15 protein-coding genes are annotated in these 16,351 nt (G+C 49.5%); 5 read left to right on the top strand and 10 right to left on the bottom strand.

All coding sequences use genetic code 11. From position 1 onward, the window contains the following. The first annotated feature begins 147 nt into the window (after positions 1 to 147). On the top strand, positions 148 to 465 hold the full coding sequence (locus ACM9J1_RS01990) for a helix-turn-helix domain-containing protein (RefSeq protein ID WP_415580203.1): 318 nt from the start codon (positions 148 to 150) through the stop codon (positions 463 to 465). A gap of 114 nt (positions 466 to 579) precedes the next feature. Here ACM9J1_RS01990 and ACM9J1_RS01985 read toward each other — a convergent pair whose 3' ends face one another. Beyond that, a complete protein-coding gene (locus tag ACM9J1_RS01985; RefSeq protein WP_415580201.1) occupies positions 580 to 1,143 on the bottom strand; it encodes a 1-acyl-sn-glycerol-3-phosphate acyltransferase in 564 nt (187 codons plus the stop codon). Between ACM9J1_RS01985 and ACM9J1_RS01980 the strand changes: the two genes are divergently transcribed. Further along, positions 1,130 to 1,864: a spermidine synthase gene (locus tag ACM9J1_RS01980; protein WP_415580200.1), complete on the top strand. Its 735-nt coding sequence runs from the start codon at positions 1,130 to 1,132 to the stop codon at positions 1,862 to 1,864. The genes ACM9J1_RS01985 and ACM9J1_RS01980 overlap by 14 nt on opposite strands. On the opposite strand, the gene corA is transcribed toward ACM9J1_RS01980, so the two are convergent. Then, on the bottom strand, positions 1,861 to 2,943 hold the full coding sequence (gene corA, locus ACM9J1_RS01975) for a magnesium/cobalt transporter CorA (RefSeq protein ID WP_415580199.1): 1,083 nt from the start codon (positions 2,941 to 2,943) through the stop codon (positions 1,861 to 1,863). The genes ACM9J1_RS01980 and corA overlap by 4 nt on opposite strands. Positions 2,944 to 3,013: 70 nt before the next feature. Here corA and hutI point away from each other — a divergent pair, with 70 nt between their 5' ends. After that, a complete protein-coding gene (gene hutI, locus ACM9J1_RS01970; protein ID WP_415580197.1) occupies positions 3,014 to 4,249 on the top strand; it encodes an imidazolonepropionase in 1,236 nt (411 codons plus the stop codon). Between the two features lie 52 nt (positions 4,250 to 4,301). On the opposite strand, the gene ACM9J1_RS01965 is transcribed toward hutI, so the two are convergent. Then, positions 4,302 to 5,183: a hypothetical protein gene (locus ACM9J1_RS01965; RefSeq protein ID WP_415580196.1), complete on the bottom strand. Its 882-nt coding sequence runs from the start codon at positions 5,181 to 5,183 to the stop codon at positions 4,302 to 4,304. Between the two features lie 93 nt (positions 5,184 to 5,276). Here ACM9J1_RS01965 and ACM9J1_RS01960 point away from each other — a divergent pair, with 93 nt between their 5' ends. Together ACM9J1_RS01960 and ACM9J1_RS01955 are read left to right on the top strand one after the other, a co-directional pair. Then, a complete protein-coding gene (locus ACM9J1_RS01960; RefSeq protein ID WP_415580447.1) occupies positions 5,277 to 6,338 on the top strand; it encodes a formimidoylglutamase in 1,062 nt (353 codons plus the stop codon). Positions 6,339 to 6,397: 59 nt separating this feature from the next. Next, positions 6,398 to 7,666 (top strand): DEAD/DEAH box helicase, encoded by a 1,269-nt coding sequence (locus ACM9J1_RS01955; RefSeq protein ID WP_415580195.1) that lies wholly within the window; start codon positions 6,398 to 6,400, stop codon positions 7,664 to 7,666. A gap of 86 nt (positions 7,667 to 7,752) precedes the next feature. Here ACM9J1_RS01955 and ACM9J1_RS01950 read toward each other — a convergent pair whose 3' ends face one another. From ACM9J1_RS01950 to ACM9J1_RS01920, 7 genes are all read right to left on the bottom strand, one after another. Continuing rightward, the gene (locus ACM9J1_RS01950; protein WP_415580194.1) at positions 7,753 to 7,944 is read right to left on the bottom strand and encodes a cold-shock protein; all 192 of its coding nucleotides are present in this window, start codon (positions 7,942 to 7,944) and stop codon (positions 7,753 to 7,755) included. A gap of 169 nt (positions 7,945 to 8,113) precedes the next feature. Next, entirely contained in the window at positions 8,114 to 10,309 is a 2,196-nt protein-coding gene (locus ACM9J1_RS01945; RefSeq protein WP_415580193.1) for a tetratricopeptide repeat-containing hybrid sensor histidine kinase/response regulator, read from the bottom strand. Positions 10,310 to 10,391: 82 nt separating this feature from the next. Then, complete coding sequence (locus ACM9J1_RS01940; RefSeq protein WP_415580192.1) at positions 10,392 to 12,059, bottom strand: toxin-antitoxin system YwqK family antitoxin; 1,668 nt, start codon at positions 12,057 to 12,059, stop codon at positions 10,392 to 10,394. Continuing rightward, positions 12,052 to 13,746 carry an energy-dependent translational throttle protein EttA gene (ettA, locus tag ACM9J1_RS01935; RefSeq protein ID WP_415580191.1) on the bottom strand — a complete coding sequence of 565 codons (1,695 nt, stop codon included), beginning with the start codon at positions 13,744 to 13,746 and terminating at the stop codon, positions 12,052 to 12,054. Before ettA ends, ACM9J1_RS01940 begins: the two co-directional genes overlap by 8 nt. A 124-nt stretch (positions 13,747 to 13,870) precedes the next feature. After that, a complete protein-coding gene (locus ACM9J1_RS01930; protein ID WP_415580446.1) occupies positions 13,871 to 14,047 on the bottom strand; it encodes a CAL67264 family membrane protein in 177 nt (58 codons plus the stop codon). Between the two features lie 70 nt (positions 14,048 to 14,117). Next, positions 14,118 to 15,023 carry an EamA family transporter gene (locus tag ACM9J1_RS01925; RefSeq protein ID WP_415580190.1) on the bottom strand — a complete coding sequence of 302 codons (906 nt, stop codon included), beginning with the start codon at positions 15,021 to 15,023 and terminating at the stop codon, positions 14,118 to 14,120. Positions 15,024 to 15,083: 60 nt separating this feature from the next. Beyond that, positions 15,084 to 16,313, bottom strand: coding sequence for a PQQ-dependent sugar dehydrogenase (locus tag ACM9J1_RS01920; RefSeq protein WP_415580189.1), 1,230 nt, complete (start codon positions 16,311 to 16,313; stop codon positions 15,084 to 15,086). Between the last annotated feature and the right edge of the window lie 38 nt (positions 16,314 to 16,351).

The following is a 16,351-nucleotide window of genomic DNA, read 5'->3' as shown; positions in this document are numbered from 1 at the left end:
AAAAAATTACAGCATATATAACTTAATATCAATACTTTAAACAAATCAAATAAACTATAAATTGAAATATTATAGTTGATTTAGCGATTGTGTACGAAACAAAAATGTACAAACATTCGTTACATTTGTATTGATAATACCATTATTTTGAACACCGAGGAATTCATGGAACGTTTGCGCAAACTCATGGCGCATCACACGCTGTCTGCAGCCGGTTTCGCCGACAAGATTGGCGTCCAGCGTTCGGGCGTGTCGCACTTGATGTCTGGCCGAAACAAACCCAGCCTGGACTTCATCCTGAAAATCCTGGAAGCTTTCCCGGATACCGATTTGTATTGGCTCCTGACCGGACAAGGCCAAATGTTCCGCAGTGAAATTCCGGTCGCAAAACCGCAGGCGTCGCAAGAAGAGAAAATTGTGGTCTTCTACCCTGACGGCACGTTTTCAAGCTACAAACCGCGTTAAATAAGAAAACCTCCGCCGATGACGAAGGTTTCCCAAACCAATAAAACAAACACAAAACGATCTATTGAAAGTTTTGTGCATTTACGTAAGAACTTTGAAATTGGTTTTGTTTGTTCAAAGCAGTACAGATGTATCGAATCCATTTTCGGGGATTTTGCCCTTGACGCCAACGAAATGCCCGGCCAGAACGCGTAAATCTTCAGTAATATTTCCGGTCGGATAAAAAGCGTCGCCGAGCTTTATTTCTTTTTTACCCCAATCGAAAGCGATGGGAATGATCGGTACTTTTGCTTTTAGTGCGATGTAGTAAAACCCTGTCTTCAATTCAGTTACCTTTTTCCGCGTTCCTTCAGGGGCGATGGCCATCCGGAAAGTGTCGCGTTTTGCAAATACCTCGGCAATCGCATCTACTTTATTGAGATTGCCTGTGCGGTCCAGCGGTGCGCCGCCCATCCATTCGAAGTACCATTTGAACGGGAATCGGAACAATTCCTTCTTGGCTACATAGTGCATTTCCAACCCGATGATGCCGCGTGCAAAAAGCCCAAGGTAGAAATCATGCCAGCTCGTATGCGGCAAAACCATCAGCACGCTCTTTTTGATGCTTGCGTCCATGTGGCCGGTAATCCGCCAACCCATCAGCGTACAGAAAATGAACTTGTATATGATTTTTTTCATTCGCCGGAATTTGTCGGTAAATGTAACATTATTCGTTTATTTTTGGGGAATGCCGGTGCTCAAGAAATTCCTTAGCTATTTGATGCCCATCAACGTTTATCGCAAGAAATCTGCGGTCAGCAAGTCATTGGAAGTCACTTGGGCCAACGGCGAACTCGTGCTCGATTCCCAGAACACGAATTACTCCTATGGCAGCCTGCAGCGGGTGTTGCGCATCGGATTGAAACACATCGGGTTCGATACCGTGGCGAAAATGGAAAACATCCTCGTGCTCGGTGTGGCCGGCGGTAGCGTCATCAAGACTTTAGTGGACGAAATTGGCTGCAAAGGAAACATCATCGGCGTGGAAATCGATCCTGAGATCGTAGCTATTGCGAACGAATGGTTTGGGCTGGACAAAATCCGGAACCTGCAGATTGTCGTGGACGACGCCTTTGAATTCGTACTGAAAACCAAGCAACGGTATGATTTAATCATCGTCGATGTGTTCCGCGACGCTACCATGCCGGATTTCCTCTTCGAACGATTCTTCGCCGACCGGATCGGGTTCCTGCTACAAACCGGCGGTTACATCTTGTTCAATACGATGACGCTCAACGGCAAGCACGACACGCGCAATCAGACTTATGTGGACGGTTTTGACCGCGAGAAGTTCAACATCTGCCTGCTTCCAAGACTAGAAGAACACAACGAACTGATCGTCATCCGCAAAAATGGCTAAAACCAGCGTTTCACCTTAAAATAAACGGCCAGTGCCAGCGCCAATAAAGCCATGACACCGAGCGTAATGTAGTATCCGTTCGGCTCGCGCAGTTCGGGCATGTGATCGAAATTCATCCCATACACGCCAACGATGAAGGTCAGCGGCATGAAAATCCCCGAGAAAATCGTAAGCGTTTTCATGATTTGGTTCATTCGCTGGTTCTGCGTCGAGAAAAAAATGTTCGCCGCGCTGTCGAGTGAATTCATGTCTGACTCGATCTGCTCGAGCAATTCCAGGCTTTTTTGGTGTAACCGGGCGAAGAAAGTATAATTCTCTTTTTGGATCCCGTTGAAATCATCGTCGTTCTTGATGCTTTTCAAGGTGTAAAGTGCGTCGCGCAACGGTAAGATGGAACGTTTGAGGAAATTCAGCATTTCGCGGTTCTTCTCGATGCGTTCGGGCGTATCTTTTAAATGGTCGGTCTTGGCCGATACGAGCAACGCCTCGATTTTGTCCTCGTAAGTCTCGATCGTGACAAAGAAATTCTGCATCACCGCATCGAGCATCAAATACAACAGATAATCGCTGCCTTTCTTCCGGACAATGCCGCCGCCGGTTCGGATGCGCTCCCGGATGTGGGTAAAGAAATCGCTTCGTTTTTCCTGGAACGACACCAGCAAATCGTCTTTGAGCAGGAAACTGATCTGCTCGACTTCCAGCGCGTCGCTGTCTTCGCGCTGCAACACGGATTTGATGCTGAAAAACAAGATGTCGTCGAGTTCTTCCAGCCGCGAACGCCGGTGTGTATTGAGCACATCGCCGATGATGTGCGGCTCCACGCCTACCAGTTGACACACTTCTTTTACAAGTTCTACCTCGTGCAACCCATGGATATTGAGCCATTTCACATCTTCCCGCTGCGCCGGATCGAACAATTCATGGCTGCATTTGGGCAAGGAAACATCTTTGTATTCTTCGTAGCCTTCGCTATTGTAGACGAAGAGTTGCATTTTGACCGGATCGGCGGTGTAATGGCCTGTATATTCGAACAAATTCGGGACAACGCGCCGGACTTCCTTGTATTTGATGCGTCTCATCGGAGATAATTTGTGTCTAAAGATAGGCGTTTTTGAAATTCCCTTTTTTACTTTTACGAAAATTTCAGGTATGGCGTTACTCATCACAAATATTCAGGAATTGCTGCAAATCCGCGGGCCGGAAGTGGCCAAAGTGTGCGGTGCCGAGATGGCGGTGTTGCCGTCGTTGAAAAATGCCTGGCTTTTGGTGGAAGGCGATTTGATTAAGGATTTCGGGGCGATGGACACCTGCCCTGACGTGCCCGCCGAAGTGATCGACGCGACAGGACGAACGGTGCTTCCGGCTTGGTGTGACAGCCATACGCACATCGTCTATGCCGGAAACCGCGCCGCAGAATTCGTAGACCGAATCAATGGCCTGACCTATGAGGAAATCGCTAACCGTGGCGGCGGCATCCTGAATTCAGCGCGCAAACTCAACGAAACCTCAGAAGACGAAATCTACGAACAATCGCGCGGTCGTCTGGAAGAAGTGATGAAACTCGGCACCGGTGCGGTTGAAATCAAGTCCGGATATGGTTTGACCGTTGAAGGCGAAATCAAGATGTTGCGTGTGATCAAACGGTTGCGCGAGACCTATCCGGTTGCAATCAAGGCCACGTTCCTCGGCGCACATGCTTTTCCGACGGCATTCAAGGACAACCACACTGGCTATATCGATTTGATCATCAACGACATGCTTCCGGTCATTGCCCGAGAAAACCTGGCCGATTACATCGACGCATTTTGTGAAACCGGCTATTTCTCGGTGGAAGAAACCGGGCGCATCATCGAGGCCGGAAAGAAATATGGCTTGCGGGCAAAAATCCATGTCAACCAATTCAACGCCATCGGCGGGATTGCAGCGTGCGTAAAACAAGACGCGCTTTCGGTAGACCATCTGGAAGTCTTGAACCCGGAAGACATCAACGCGTTGAAAAATTCAGAAACGATGCCGGTAGCCTTGCCATCGTGTTCTTACTTCCTGAGTATTCCGTATACGCCGGCGCGCCAAATGTTGAACGCCGGTTTGCCTTTGGCGTTGGCCACCGACTTCAATCCGGGTTCTACGCCGTCGGGCAACATGAATTTCGTAGTCGCCACGGCTTGCATCAAAATGAAGATGACACCCGAGGAAGCCATCAACGCTGCCACCATCAACGGCGCATATGCCATGGGATTGTCCGGGTCGCACGGGAGCATTACGACCGGAAAGAAAGCCAATCTAATCATCACCAAACCCATTGCTTCATTTTACCAGTTGCCCTACGCATTCGGCAGCAATCTGATCGAATCGGTAATCATCGACGGAAAAATCATCGCATAAAAAAAGTCCCGGTGGATTATCCGGGACTCTTTTCCTCATTACGAGATCGGAGTTATCTTAAGATGAAACTTGATTTCGATACGCCTTCGCCCTTGTCGTCGAAGATGTTCACGAAGTACGTTCCTTTTTCAAATTTGCCGCCTTTGAGGTCTTCGCTCACGTTGACACTCTTGTTTTCGTAAGGCACAACTTTTTGGAAGCTGTACGTCAAGGACTGATCGCCGAATGCAATGGTTTGCTTGTCGCCCAACACGTTGTTTTTACTGTCGATGATTTGCACATAATAGGTACGGTCTCCTTGCTTGGCGATGGCATTCTCAGCAATGGTAAAATTGACTTTCAACAAATCGGCGCGGCTGGCTTTGTCTGTTTCGATTTGTTTGCCTGAGCTTCTTTCCTTGTAGCCTCTGGTTTGGAGGTTGAGGACAGACAACTTAGAACCTTTTTCAACCGTTTTGGAAAGTTCTTCATTCTGCCCGATCAATACTTCGTTGTATTTCTTGGATTCAACCAGCACCGTTGCCGTACTGTCCCGTTCGGTCGTTAATTTGGTGTTCTCCTTTTTCAGGTTGTCCACCTGCGCGAGCAACTCCGTATTCTTGCTCTGCAAAGCGACTGCTTGCTGCTTGTATTTCTGTAACGCTTTTACGTCGCCTTTCGATCTCTCGAGTTCTTCCATCAATTTGACGACTTTGTCACGCTCTGCGATGAGTTCGTCCGACATTGAAGTGTTTTCGGCGATGGCCTTGTCGTAACTGACTTTGAGCGCTTCGAGTTCGCTCATCACCTTCGATTTCTCATCGACTAACGTAGTTTGGGTTTCCTTGGCATCGCTACTCATCTTGTACATGTACGCGAGGCTGGCGACCAATAGGAAGGCCAAAATCCCGATGATGACTTTAAGGTTCGTGTTGCTGCTTTGTTGATTTTCCATATTTTTTAAGTAAGTAAAGTGATAAGTAAATGTAATAAATAATTTAACATAACGCGGTTAAGCGAATTATATTATTTTTGGAAAAACTTAATGATGGAAAAACTGGTTCCGTTCACCGTGACCGACTTGGCCAAGGTAACCAACCACCGCAGCGGCGAAAGCAAGTTCGGTGAAACCATGCTCACCGTTCCGAAAGACGCCGATCCGGCCCATTTCCTCGCTTCATGCCCCGCGCGCTATGTGTTGTTCGGCATTCCCGAAGACATCGGGGTACGCGCCAATTTTGGGCGTCCGGGCGCCGCATCTTCTTGGCGAAGTGCCATCAAAGCCATCGCCAACATCCAGCAAAACAAATATTGCAAGGGCTACAATATTTTGGTGCTCGGCACGCTGGATGTTTCTGAGGAAATGGAAGCCGTAAAAACACTGGATTTCCACAACACCTCAGACCGTCAGCAACTCAACGAATCCGTGGCACGGATTGACAAAGATGTTTGCCACATCATCTCTACCATCGTAAAAGCAGGCAAAATCCCCATTGTGATCGGCGGCGGCCACAACAACGCCTATGGCAACATCAAGGGTGCGGCGCTCGCGAAAGGGCAACCGTTGAACGCGGTGAATTTCGACGCGCATTCAGACTTCAGGATTTTGGAAGGACGCCACAGCGGCAATGGGTTTTCGTATGCGTTCGAAGAAGGTTTCCTCGACCATTATTTCATCTTCGGGCTACACGAGAATTACACGTCCAAGAAAGTCTTGAAAACGCTGAAGAAACGCGAAGATGACCGCGTCCGGTTCAATACTTACGAAGAAATCAAGATACGCGGCGAGAAAGACATGGCTGCCGAAATACAACAAGCGTTCGACTATGTATCCAACAAACCGTTCGGGATTGAAATCGACCTCGATGCCATTCCCGGCGTGGCCAGCAGTGCCATGACCATCAGCGGGTTTTCCGTGGAAGAACTGCGTCGTTTCCTGTATTTCTTCGGCAAAAGCGAACACGCAACTTACCTTCACATCTGCGAAGGCGCACCGGATCTGGCCGAAGAAAAAACCGCGCATCTCATCGGAAAACTCATCGGTTATCTCGTGACCGACTTCCTGAAGGCCAACATGCCGCCGGAAATCGAGCCGGAAGAATCGGCGTAATCCCGAATTAATCAATTACCTTTGCCGGCCTTCATTAATGGAAGGCTTACTTTTATTTTATGCAATTCGAAGACTTATCATTATCCAAAAGCATCTTGACGGCTGTGGCCGAACAAGGTTATACCAACCCTACACCAATTCAGCAGCAAGCCATCCCAGTCATCATGGAAGGCCGCGACCTGGTGGGCACTGCGCAAACCGGAACCGGAAAAACAGCCGCATTCGCCATACCGATCATCCACCACTTGCACCGCAATGTCGGATCGTCCAAACGCCACAAACAAATCCATGCCTTGGTCATTACGCCAACCCGCGAACTGGCCATCCAGATTGGGGAAAGTTTCGATACCTACGGCAAATACACCAATCTGAGGCAACTGACCATTTTCGGCGGCGTGTCGCAAATCCCGCAGGTGGACCAACTCAAAAAAGGTGTTGACGTCCTGATTGCCACGCCCGGCCGTTTGCTGGACCTGCACAAGCAAGGCTTCATCGACCTGGACCATTTGCACGTTTTGGTATTGGACGAATCAGACCAAATGCTGGACATGGGTTTCATCCACGACGTAAAAAAAATCGTGAAGCTTACGCCTACCAACCGCCAGACCTTGCTCTTTTCGGCGACGATGCCGATGGCCATCCGCGAACTCGCCGAGATGTTCCTCAACGATCCGGCCCATGTGCAGGTTACACCCGTTTCCTCGACCGCGGAAACCGTCAAGCAGCGGATCTATTTTGTTGAAAAAGCAGACAAACGCAAATTGTTGTACCACTTGATCCGCAATGAAAACCTGCACGACGTACTGGTATTCTCACGGACCAAACACGGCGCAGACAATGTGGTCCGGGCGTTGCGCAAACAAGGCGTGGCTGCCGAAGCCATTCACGGCGACAAATCGCAGGGCGCCAGACAACGCGTGCTGGAAGCGTTCAAGAAGAAAGAAGTCGGCGTGCTCGTGGCCACGGATATTGCAGCGCGCGGCATCGACATCGACAAACTACCTTACGTAATCAACTTCGACCTGCCGAACATCCCGGAAACCTATGTACACCGGATTGGCCGTACCGGACGCGCGGGCGAAGGCGGCGTCGCGATTTCATTCTGCGCGAAAGATGAAGAAGTATATTGGAAAGACATCAAGAAACTGACCCGCGTGGACGCCAAGGAAATCCTGGACCATCCGTACCCATGGACGGGAAAAACGGAAGAACTCCAAGCGGCGCAGCAACCCAAGGCCAACACCAATAAAGGCGGCGGGCATGGCCACAACAAGAACAAATCACGCAAGTCTGACGCGTCAAAGAAAAATAAGAAACGCTGGTATTAATCGCGTCGATTGGCCTATAACTTTAGGATTAAACCTAAAAAAAGCCAACCTAGCGGTTGGCTTTTTCAGTACAGGTAAATATATCTTTAGATAACGTTTACATTGATTGCACTCGGACCTTTTTGTCCGTTTTCAACGGAATAGGTTACTTGGTCGTTTTCACGTACCGGGCCGTTCAGGCCACTGGCGTGTACGAACACATCTTGTCCACCGCCCGCAGGAGTGATGAATCCAAAGCCTTTCGCTTCGTTGAAAAATTTAATTGTTCCTTCGTTCATAAAAATAAAATATTAAGCCGCAAAGATAGTCTTTAATATTGATTTTTCTACGAAATAGAAAAATAATTTAAAATTTTTCAAGATAATTTTATTTTTATTGAATTTATTTTAAATTCTTCAGACGCAGGTTTCAGCCCAATGTTGCCCACCGTTCGGCCATGACGCAGGGCTACTTGCCTTTCGTCCCGATAAGATTCGCGATGATTCTAAACAGTTTTACAGGTTCAAACGGCTTGATGATGATATCGTTGATACCGGCCGATAGCGCTTCTTCGGCAATCTCTGCCTTTTCAAAAGCGGTTAAGGCCACCACCGGTGTATCGATGCCGAGTGCGCGGATGCGTCGCGTGGTCTCGAACCCGTTGATACCGGGCATATTGATGTCCATCAGGATCAGGTCGAACTCATTTTGGGCGAGCATTTCCAGTGCGGCGAAACCATCGTCGGCGACGTGGCAGCGATAGTTGTTGCTTTCTATGATCTTCTTGGTGACGACCTGGTTGATCTTGTTGTCCTCCACGACCAGGATGTTGAAGATTTGTCCCGAGGTCAAATCGACTTCGATGTTGTTGATGATTTCCATGGACTTGGCCGCATCGACCTCGAACCCGATTGTAAAAGAAAACTCAGAACCTTCGCCTTCCTTACTTCTGATGTTGATTTCGCTGCCAAAAGCCTCGATCAGCCGCTTCACGATGGAAAGCCCCAGGCCAGTGCCCTGATAATCATCTTTCTTACGCTCAATCTGGACGAACTTTTCGAAAATTTTGTCTTGGTCTTGTTGCGCGATCCCGATGCCGTTGTCCTTGACGCTAAACGCGATGAAATGCGTCTTGCCTTCTACCCTGTCCAGATGCGCCGAAACGATGACTTCGCCGTCGGTGGTGAATTTCAGGGCGTTGCTCACAAGGTTCATCATGATTTGCGAGAACCTGATTTTGTCGCCGATGACAAATTCCGGGATGTCGGTATCGATTTCGGCCATGACCACATTGTTGTGCTTGGCCGTAATGAATTGCAGCGAATTCATGATGGTGTTGATTTCATCCGAAATGTTGAACGTCAACCGCTCGAGCACCAGCCGGTTTTCCTCTATTTTGTTGATCTGCAGGATGTCGTTTACCAAAGACAGCAGGTATTTCGCTGAAAATTTCAGGGAGTTCAGGTGCGTGCTGCCGGCCAGTTCCTTGTGTTCATCCAAAATCATGTTGGTAATCCCGATGACACCGTACAATGGCGTGCGCAATTCGTGACTTATGGTCGAGACGAATTGCGATTTGAGCCGCGATGCTTCTTCCGCTTTCTCCTTGGCCACTTCGAGCGCGGCGTTGGTAGCAGTGAGTTCCTGGTTGATCTTTTTCTTGAAATTGTAGTTGCGATACAGGGTGTAGAGCAAAATCAGCATGACCAAGGATGCGATGATGAACAACGCCTGGATGATTTGCGACTTCTTGAAACGATATTCCTGGATTTCTCGTTCGGCTTCGATCTTCGCCATGGCGCGTTTGTACTCGTCGATTTCAAGGTTCACACTCTCCGCATCGGCCTTGTGGAGTTTTTCGGTATCGTACAAACTGTCCTTGATACGATCATACAACGCGAAATACTCATACGCTTCCTTAAATTGCCCGCGGCTTTTTAGGAATTTCGCATATTCCTGATAGGTGTAAGACAAATCCAGACTGTTGTCGTCTTTTTTCGCCTGGATGATCGCCTGCCGGAAATAATCTTCGGCCTTGGCGTATTGCCGGGCGTGGCCATTATAAACGGCGTTGAGCAACAGCCGGAAAGCGGCGGTATTGGTGTCGCCGAATTTCTGGTGGTGCGCATTCATGAATTGAAGGTGCGGCAATCCTTTGTTGAATTCGCCGGTTTCCGAATAGGCCAGCGCCAGATTCAAATGCGTCAGGACGAGTTTTGCGGTGTCTGCCGTTTTTTGGGCATACAAAATGGCATTGTCATAATGCCTGATGCCTTCGGGATAATTTTTTTTGTCGAAGAAATAAACGTTGCCCAGATTGTTGTTCACCCAGCCGATGATGGAATCATTGCCGCTGCGATTGGCGTACCGAAGCGCCTTTTTGTAGATGTCGATGGCTTTGTCGTTCTCGGAAAGCTCGTTGTAATTGCCGGCGATGGTGTTGTAGGCCGTTGCAATGAGGTAATCGTCTTTAATCTGGATGGCCTGCTTCAGGGCTTCGCGGGAATAATAAAGCGATTCCTTGAATTTAAGGTCCACCAAATATTTGTCGGCTTTATCTGTCAGTTTGGTGATGCTCTTCCGCGTGGGTTGTTCGCCTTGTGCGAAAGTTGCCGAAACGGTAAGCCACACCAAGACAGCAACAAAGGTTCTAAACTGGGGCATTAGCATTTTCTTGGGTAGGCCAAATATAATTATTCTTGCTTACGCCACATAGCGGTCCTGTTTTTTTTGGACAAACCACTTATTAATTCTTAGATTTGAATTCTTTCTCGAGCGCATCGAAAGCGGTGCTGCCGTAGAACGTCTCAGCGGTAAAGAAATCACTTTCAATGCGTCCGCCAACGATGATGTAATCCAGGATTTTCTCGCGCAACGCCTCAATCGTCACCTCGGGGAGTTTCCACGCCATATAACGGTCACGCGTCTTTTCACCGGCCTTCACCAAACGACTTTCGTATTTCTGGTAAAAGAAGTGTATTTCATTGTCCTGCGGCTTGATGCCGGTGCGCAGCTTTTCGAGGTCTTCGGCACTTTTCGAAAAATAGAGTTTATAGACCGTCGGCCCGAAGCTGCGCTCGCAGGTCATCATTTCCGGATAACCCGGTACTTTTCCGAATGCGCATTTGTTTTTTGCGATGAATTCCTTTGCATCGGCGGGCTCGATGTATTCAAAATCCTTGCGTATCGTACCGGACAGTTTCAGGGAAAGCCCATCGCCTTCACTTTTAACGTCTTGAACATTATGGTAATCGATATTGCCGTCGGTCACCTTGCCGGCCGGCTTTATGTAATAAAAAGGATGTTGATCTTGGTCTTCACCATTTTCCAGATGATACTTCTTAACGACGTTTTCGCAATCGTCGCGCATGATGTCGGCGTCCAGCCTGAAGCGATCCGACAATCTGAACAACGGACGGAAATCCTTATCGGCCGCTTGGATGACCGCTTCCGTCGTTTTACACTCCGCATTCGAATAATCCTTGGTCAGGAACAATTTCTTACCGTCGAAGGTGTAGAACTTCCAATTGCCGGTTCGCCGGCCATCCGTATAGAACAGATCGCCCACCAACTTTCCGTCGCGGAAGATTTTCCATTTCTCGATGCCGCCCTCGACCACAAGTTCCGAGGAAAAGTCGCTGTCGTTCCACTTTTTGCTGATCACTTTGAATGCGACTACTTTTCCGGCCTTGAATTTCCCGATCACCGAAGGCTTGCCGTAGCCGTCGTATTCGAAATAATCGCCGTCGAGCAAACCGCCGCGCACCGTGTATTTTCGGGTGAGCCTGCCTTCATAATCATAGTTCGTACATTCGCCGTCTTGTACGCCGTTGACGGCATTACCGATTGCTTCCGGACGCTGGTCCTCGCCCTTGTAAAAAGCGTAACGACCGTGGGGTTTGCCGTCCTTAAACGTGGCGTCGACCGCCTTGGCTGTTTCGGTACGGTACTCGACGAACCTGCCTTGATAAATCCCATCTACGATCGTCTGTTCTCGACGAATGGCGCCTGAGGGGAAAAACTGTTGCTGAAGGCCTTCCAGTTTGCCGTTTTTGTAGATAACCACGGACTTCTTTGCGCCGTTGACATAGTATTCAGTCATCAAGCCATTGGGCTGATTTGCACTGAATTCGGCCTCGCGCTCCGCCTTACCGTTTGGGGAATACCAGATTGCCTTGCCTTCCAACTGTAAAGGTTCGGCTGCAACAGATGACGTTCCGGAAAACTGCAATTGTCCGTTGGCGTAGTAGTCATTGACCAAAAAAAGCGTGCCCTCTTTTCTGACGACGCGGTAATAGACGGCCTGTTCGCGGGTCGTCGGCTTCCAGTCTTTATCGAAATACTGTTTTTCCTGCGCCGTTGCCGCCATTACGAACACGCAACACAGCAACAGTAAGGAAAACCGGCTAGCCACGGATGAGTTTCCGGTATTTGATCCTTTTCGGCGTGAGGTCGGCACCGAGGCGTTTGCGTTTGTTTTCTTCGTAATCCGAGAAACTGCCTTCGAAGAAATATACTTCAGAGTTGCCCTCGAACGCCAGGATGTGCGTACAGATCCGGTCCAGGAACCAACGGTCGTGGGAAATGACCACCGCACAGCCCGCAAAATTCTCCAAACCTTCCTCAAGCGCACGCAGCGTGTTGATGTCCAAATCGTTCGTAGGTTCGTCAAGCAGCAAGACGTTGCCTTCTTCCTTGAGCGTCATGGCCAGATGCAGGCGGTTTCTTTCGCCACCTGACAGCATGGACACTTTTTTATTCTGGTCGCTACCGCCGAAGTTGAATCGGCTCAGGTAGGCGCGGGAATTCACTTGTCGGCCGCCCATCATGATGAGTTCCTGCCCATCGCAGAAATTTTCCCAAATGGTTTTGTTCGGGTCGATATTCGAATGCGACTGATCGACGTAGGCAATCTTAACGGTATCGCCCACTTGGAATTCACCGGCGTCCGGTGTTTCCTCGCCCATGATCATACGGAAAATCGTGGTTTTTCCGGCGCCGTTCGGCCCGATGATGCCCACGATTCCGGCCTGTGGCAGCTTAAAATTCAGGTTGTCATACAACAATTTATCCCCGTAACCTTTGGCCACGTTGACGGCTTCGATGACATTCGTACCCAGACGCGGCCCATTCGGGATATACAATTCGAGTTTCTCGTCGAGCTGTTTTTGATCCTCATTCAAGAGTTTGTCATAGTTCTGCAAACGCGCTTTTTGCTTGGTCTGGCGGCCTTTTGCGCCCTGACGCACCCACTCCAACTCGCGCTCGAGTGTCTTGCGTCTTTTGGAGGCGACCTTTTCCTCCTGCTCCAAGCGTTTCGACTTCTGCTCGAGCCATGAAGAATAGTTGCCTTTCCACGGAATGCCTTCGCCACGGTCGAGTTCGAGTATCCATCCGGCCACATTGTCCAGGAAGTAACGGTCGTGTGTCACGGCGATTACCGTTCCGGCGTATTGCGCCAAATGCTGTTCAAGCCACAGCACAGATTCGGCGTCCAAGTGGTTGGTCGGTTCGTCTAAAAGCAAGACGTCTGGTTGCTGCAAGAGCAAGCGGCACAGGGCAACACGTCGTTTCTCACCACCTGACAATACTTTTATCGGCGTGTCCGGATCCGGCGTACGCAAAGCATCCATCGCGATTTCCAATTTGGTGTCGATTTCCCAGGCACCGAGCGAATCGATCTTGTCCTGCAATTCGGCCTGGCGGTCCATCAATTTCTGCATCTTGTCTGCATCTTCATAGACTTCCGGCAGCCCGAATTGGTCGTTGATCTTGTTGAACTCGTCGAGTACGGCCATCGTTTCGGCCACGCCTTCGCGGACGATTTCGATGACGGTTTTGCTTTCATCCAGTTGCGGTTCCTGCTCGAGATAACCCACGGTATAGCCCGGCGCGAATACAACGTCGCCCTGGTAATTCTTGTCGACGCCCGCGATGATGCGCAAAAGCGATGACTTTCCGGAACCGTTCAAACCGAGGATGCCGATCTTGGCGCCGTAGAAGAAACTGAGGTAAATGTTTTTGAGTACTTGTTTGTCGCTGCTTTGGTAAGTCTTGCTCACCTTCTGCATCGAGAAAATAACTTTCTTATCGTCTGACATGGTTGGATTTTTTGTGAGCCGTAAATTTACTTTTTTCCGTCAAAAGAAAACATCAAAAAACAGGGAATATCGGCCCAAAATTTAAAGTCGTTTAAGTGATATCGGTATCCGGGATGCTGTTCCGCTACACGCGGCCTTTCAGCGAACTGAACACCCAGGCATTGGCCAAAAAGCCCACGCCCACGGCGCCGAACCCCCAGCCCGCCACATCGTCGTAGCGGAAAATGCCCAGCCCGATGAGGATAAAGCCCATAATAATCATGATGAGTGTGGCCCAGCCGAGCACGGTGTTTTTATTCATTGTTCCCATAGGTTAAGTCTTTTTGCGCCGGCAAATATCGCAAAAATATTGGCGCAATCCGATACAGATTTTAGGTTTTCGCCGATGACTTCGCGACTCCGGCGTTGATGAGATAAACGCCCAGCAACGTAACGAGCAACGCGCCGACGGTGATCCAGGTAATTTTCTCGTCGAGGATCAACACACCCAGCAAAATCGCAATGACCGGGTTGACATAAGCATAGGTAGAGACCACCAGCATCGGCAAATGCTTGATGGCGTAAACGTAACTTCCATAGGCCAGCAAAGAGCCGATGAGCGTCAGATATACCAAGGCCCAAATGCTGTTTGCATCGGCATACGCCAGTTCGCTATAATCATCGACAAAGAGCGAGACTAAAAAGCAACCCAATCCACCAATGGTGAATTGCATCGCAGCGTTTGAAAATGGACTTGTATCGAACTTGCTGTTCTTAAGGTAAACGCTTCCGATGGCCCAGAACATGCAGGCGATGAAGCTTGCGATGATGCCCCAGAAATAATCGGGATTACCCAAGTCTGACAGGTTGTCGCGGAAAATCAGAACGATGCCGATACAACCCAATGCAAAGCCGGCAATAACCTTTTTATTAAGTAAGTTCCTTTCCTTGCCGAGTATCAGGTTGATGATGACGATATACAACGGCATGATGCAGACGATGAGCGCCGCCAGTCCGCTCGGGATGTATTTCTCGGCCCAACCGATGGTGCTGTTGCTTATCGTAATGAGAAAAATGCCTGGTAACGCCTGACGGGCGAAGTCTTTCCAAGTGAGCTTTTCGAGTTTCCCGAACAACGCCATGCCCGCAAAAAGCAAAACACCCGCACTGAATTGCCGGATACCCGAAAATAAGAATGCGGGGAAATGCTCCACCCCGATGCGAAGCGCCAGGTAGGTCGTTCCCCAGAAAAAACATACGTTGAATAGCGCGATATACGCCTTGGTGTTGTTGCCCATACCGCGCAAAGATAGCGCTTTGCTGATGATAATTCAGGACAAACCCCAGACGGAAATCGCCTATTGCTTCTTACCGATCCGGTACAACCGGCCATCGTCGGTAATCGCATACAGCGCGCCGTCGTTCCCTTGCGCAATGTCACGGAAACGCTGGCGCTCGTCTTTCAGTAGCCGCTCTTCGCCCACGACTTTGTTGCCTTCGATGACCAACCGGCAAATGTGCGTACTGCTCAACCCGCCGATGAAAAAATTGTTTTCCCACTCCGGAATGGCGTCTCCGGAATAGAACGTCGTGCCGCTCGGCGACAATACCGGATCCCAATAATAAACAGGTTGTTCCATGCCTTCTTTTTGGGTGATGCCCTCACCTATTTTGCTGCCGCTGTACTCAAGCCCATAAGTAATCGTGGGCCAGCCGTAGTTTTTTCCGGGTTTGATGATGTTGATTTCATCGCCGCCCATCGGCCCCATTTCGCTGTTCCAGATGTCGCCCGTAACCGGATGGATGGCAAGCCCTTGCGGATTGCGGTGGCCGAGAGAATAGATTTCCGGCAGCGCGTTGGATTGGCCTATGAAAGGGTTGCCGGGCGCGGCTTTCCCATTCTTATCGATGCGCAAAATCTTACCGAGTGCCGCATCCAGATGTTGGGCCTTCGGGCGGGTTTCACGGTCTGACCGTTCACCGGTGCTGACGTACAAATACCCGTCGCGCCCGAACACCAATCTGGAACCGTAATGCTTATCGCCGTCGTACACCGGAACGGCGCGGTAAATCACCCTCGCATTTTCAATTTTCTTTTCATCTCCAGACAACTTTCCTTTGGCCACCGCGGTCAGGTTGCCGCCTTTGTTGGGTTCCGAAAATGACCAATATACCATGCGGTTATCCTTAAAATCGGGGTCGAGCACCAAGCCCAACAATCCGCCTTGGCCTTGCGCATCCACTTCCGGCACTCCGGTAATGGCATCGCTCATTTGGCCGTCATTGTTGACGATACGCAACGTTCCGGCTGCTTTCTCAGTAATCAAGAACCTCCCGTCGGGCATGGTGACGATATCCCAAGGGCGACTGAGTTTGTCGGTGATGATTTTGGCTTCGATAGCCGTAATTGTCTTGACACCGGCAACCCGGGTTTGGCCTGAGAATGCCGGTTTGTAATCGGTATTGGGATTTTCGGTTTCTACCGGTTGGCCGATGGTGCTGGAATTTTGCACGACGGTCTTAGGTGTCTTTTGTCCGCATGAACAAACCGACAGCGCTAGAAAAATGAAAACGAGGATGTTTTTCATGGCTCATTGTTTCCTTAAAGATAGCCATTGAAAAATAC

It is taken from the genome of Flavobacterium longum (assembly GCF_965137575.1).
Taxonomy (GTDB): domain Bacteria; phylum Bacteroidota; class Bacteroidia; order Flavobacteriales; family Flavobacteriaceae; genus Flavobacterium; species Flavobacterium longum.
This window is presented reverse-complemented; position numbering and strand designations above follow the sequence as displayed.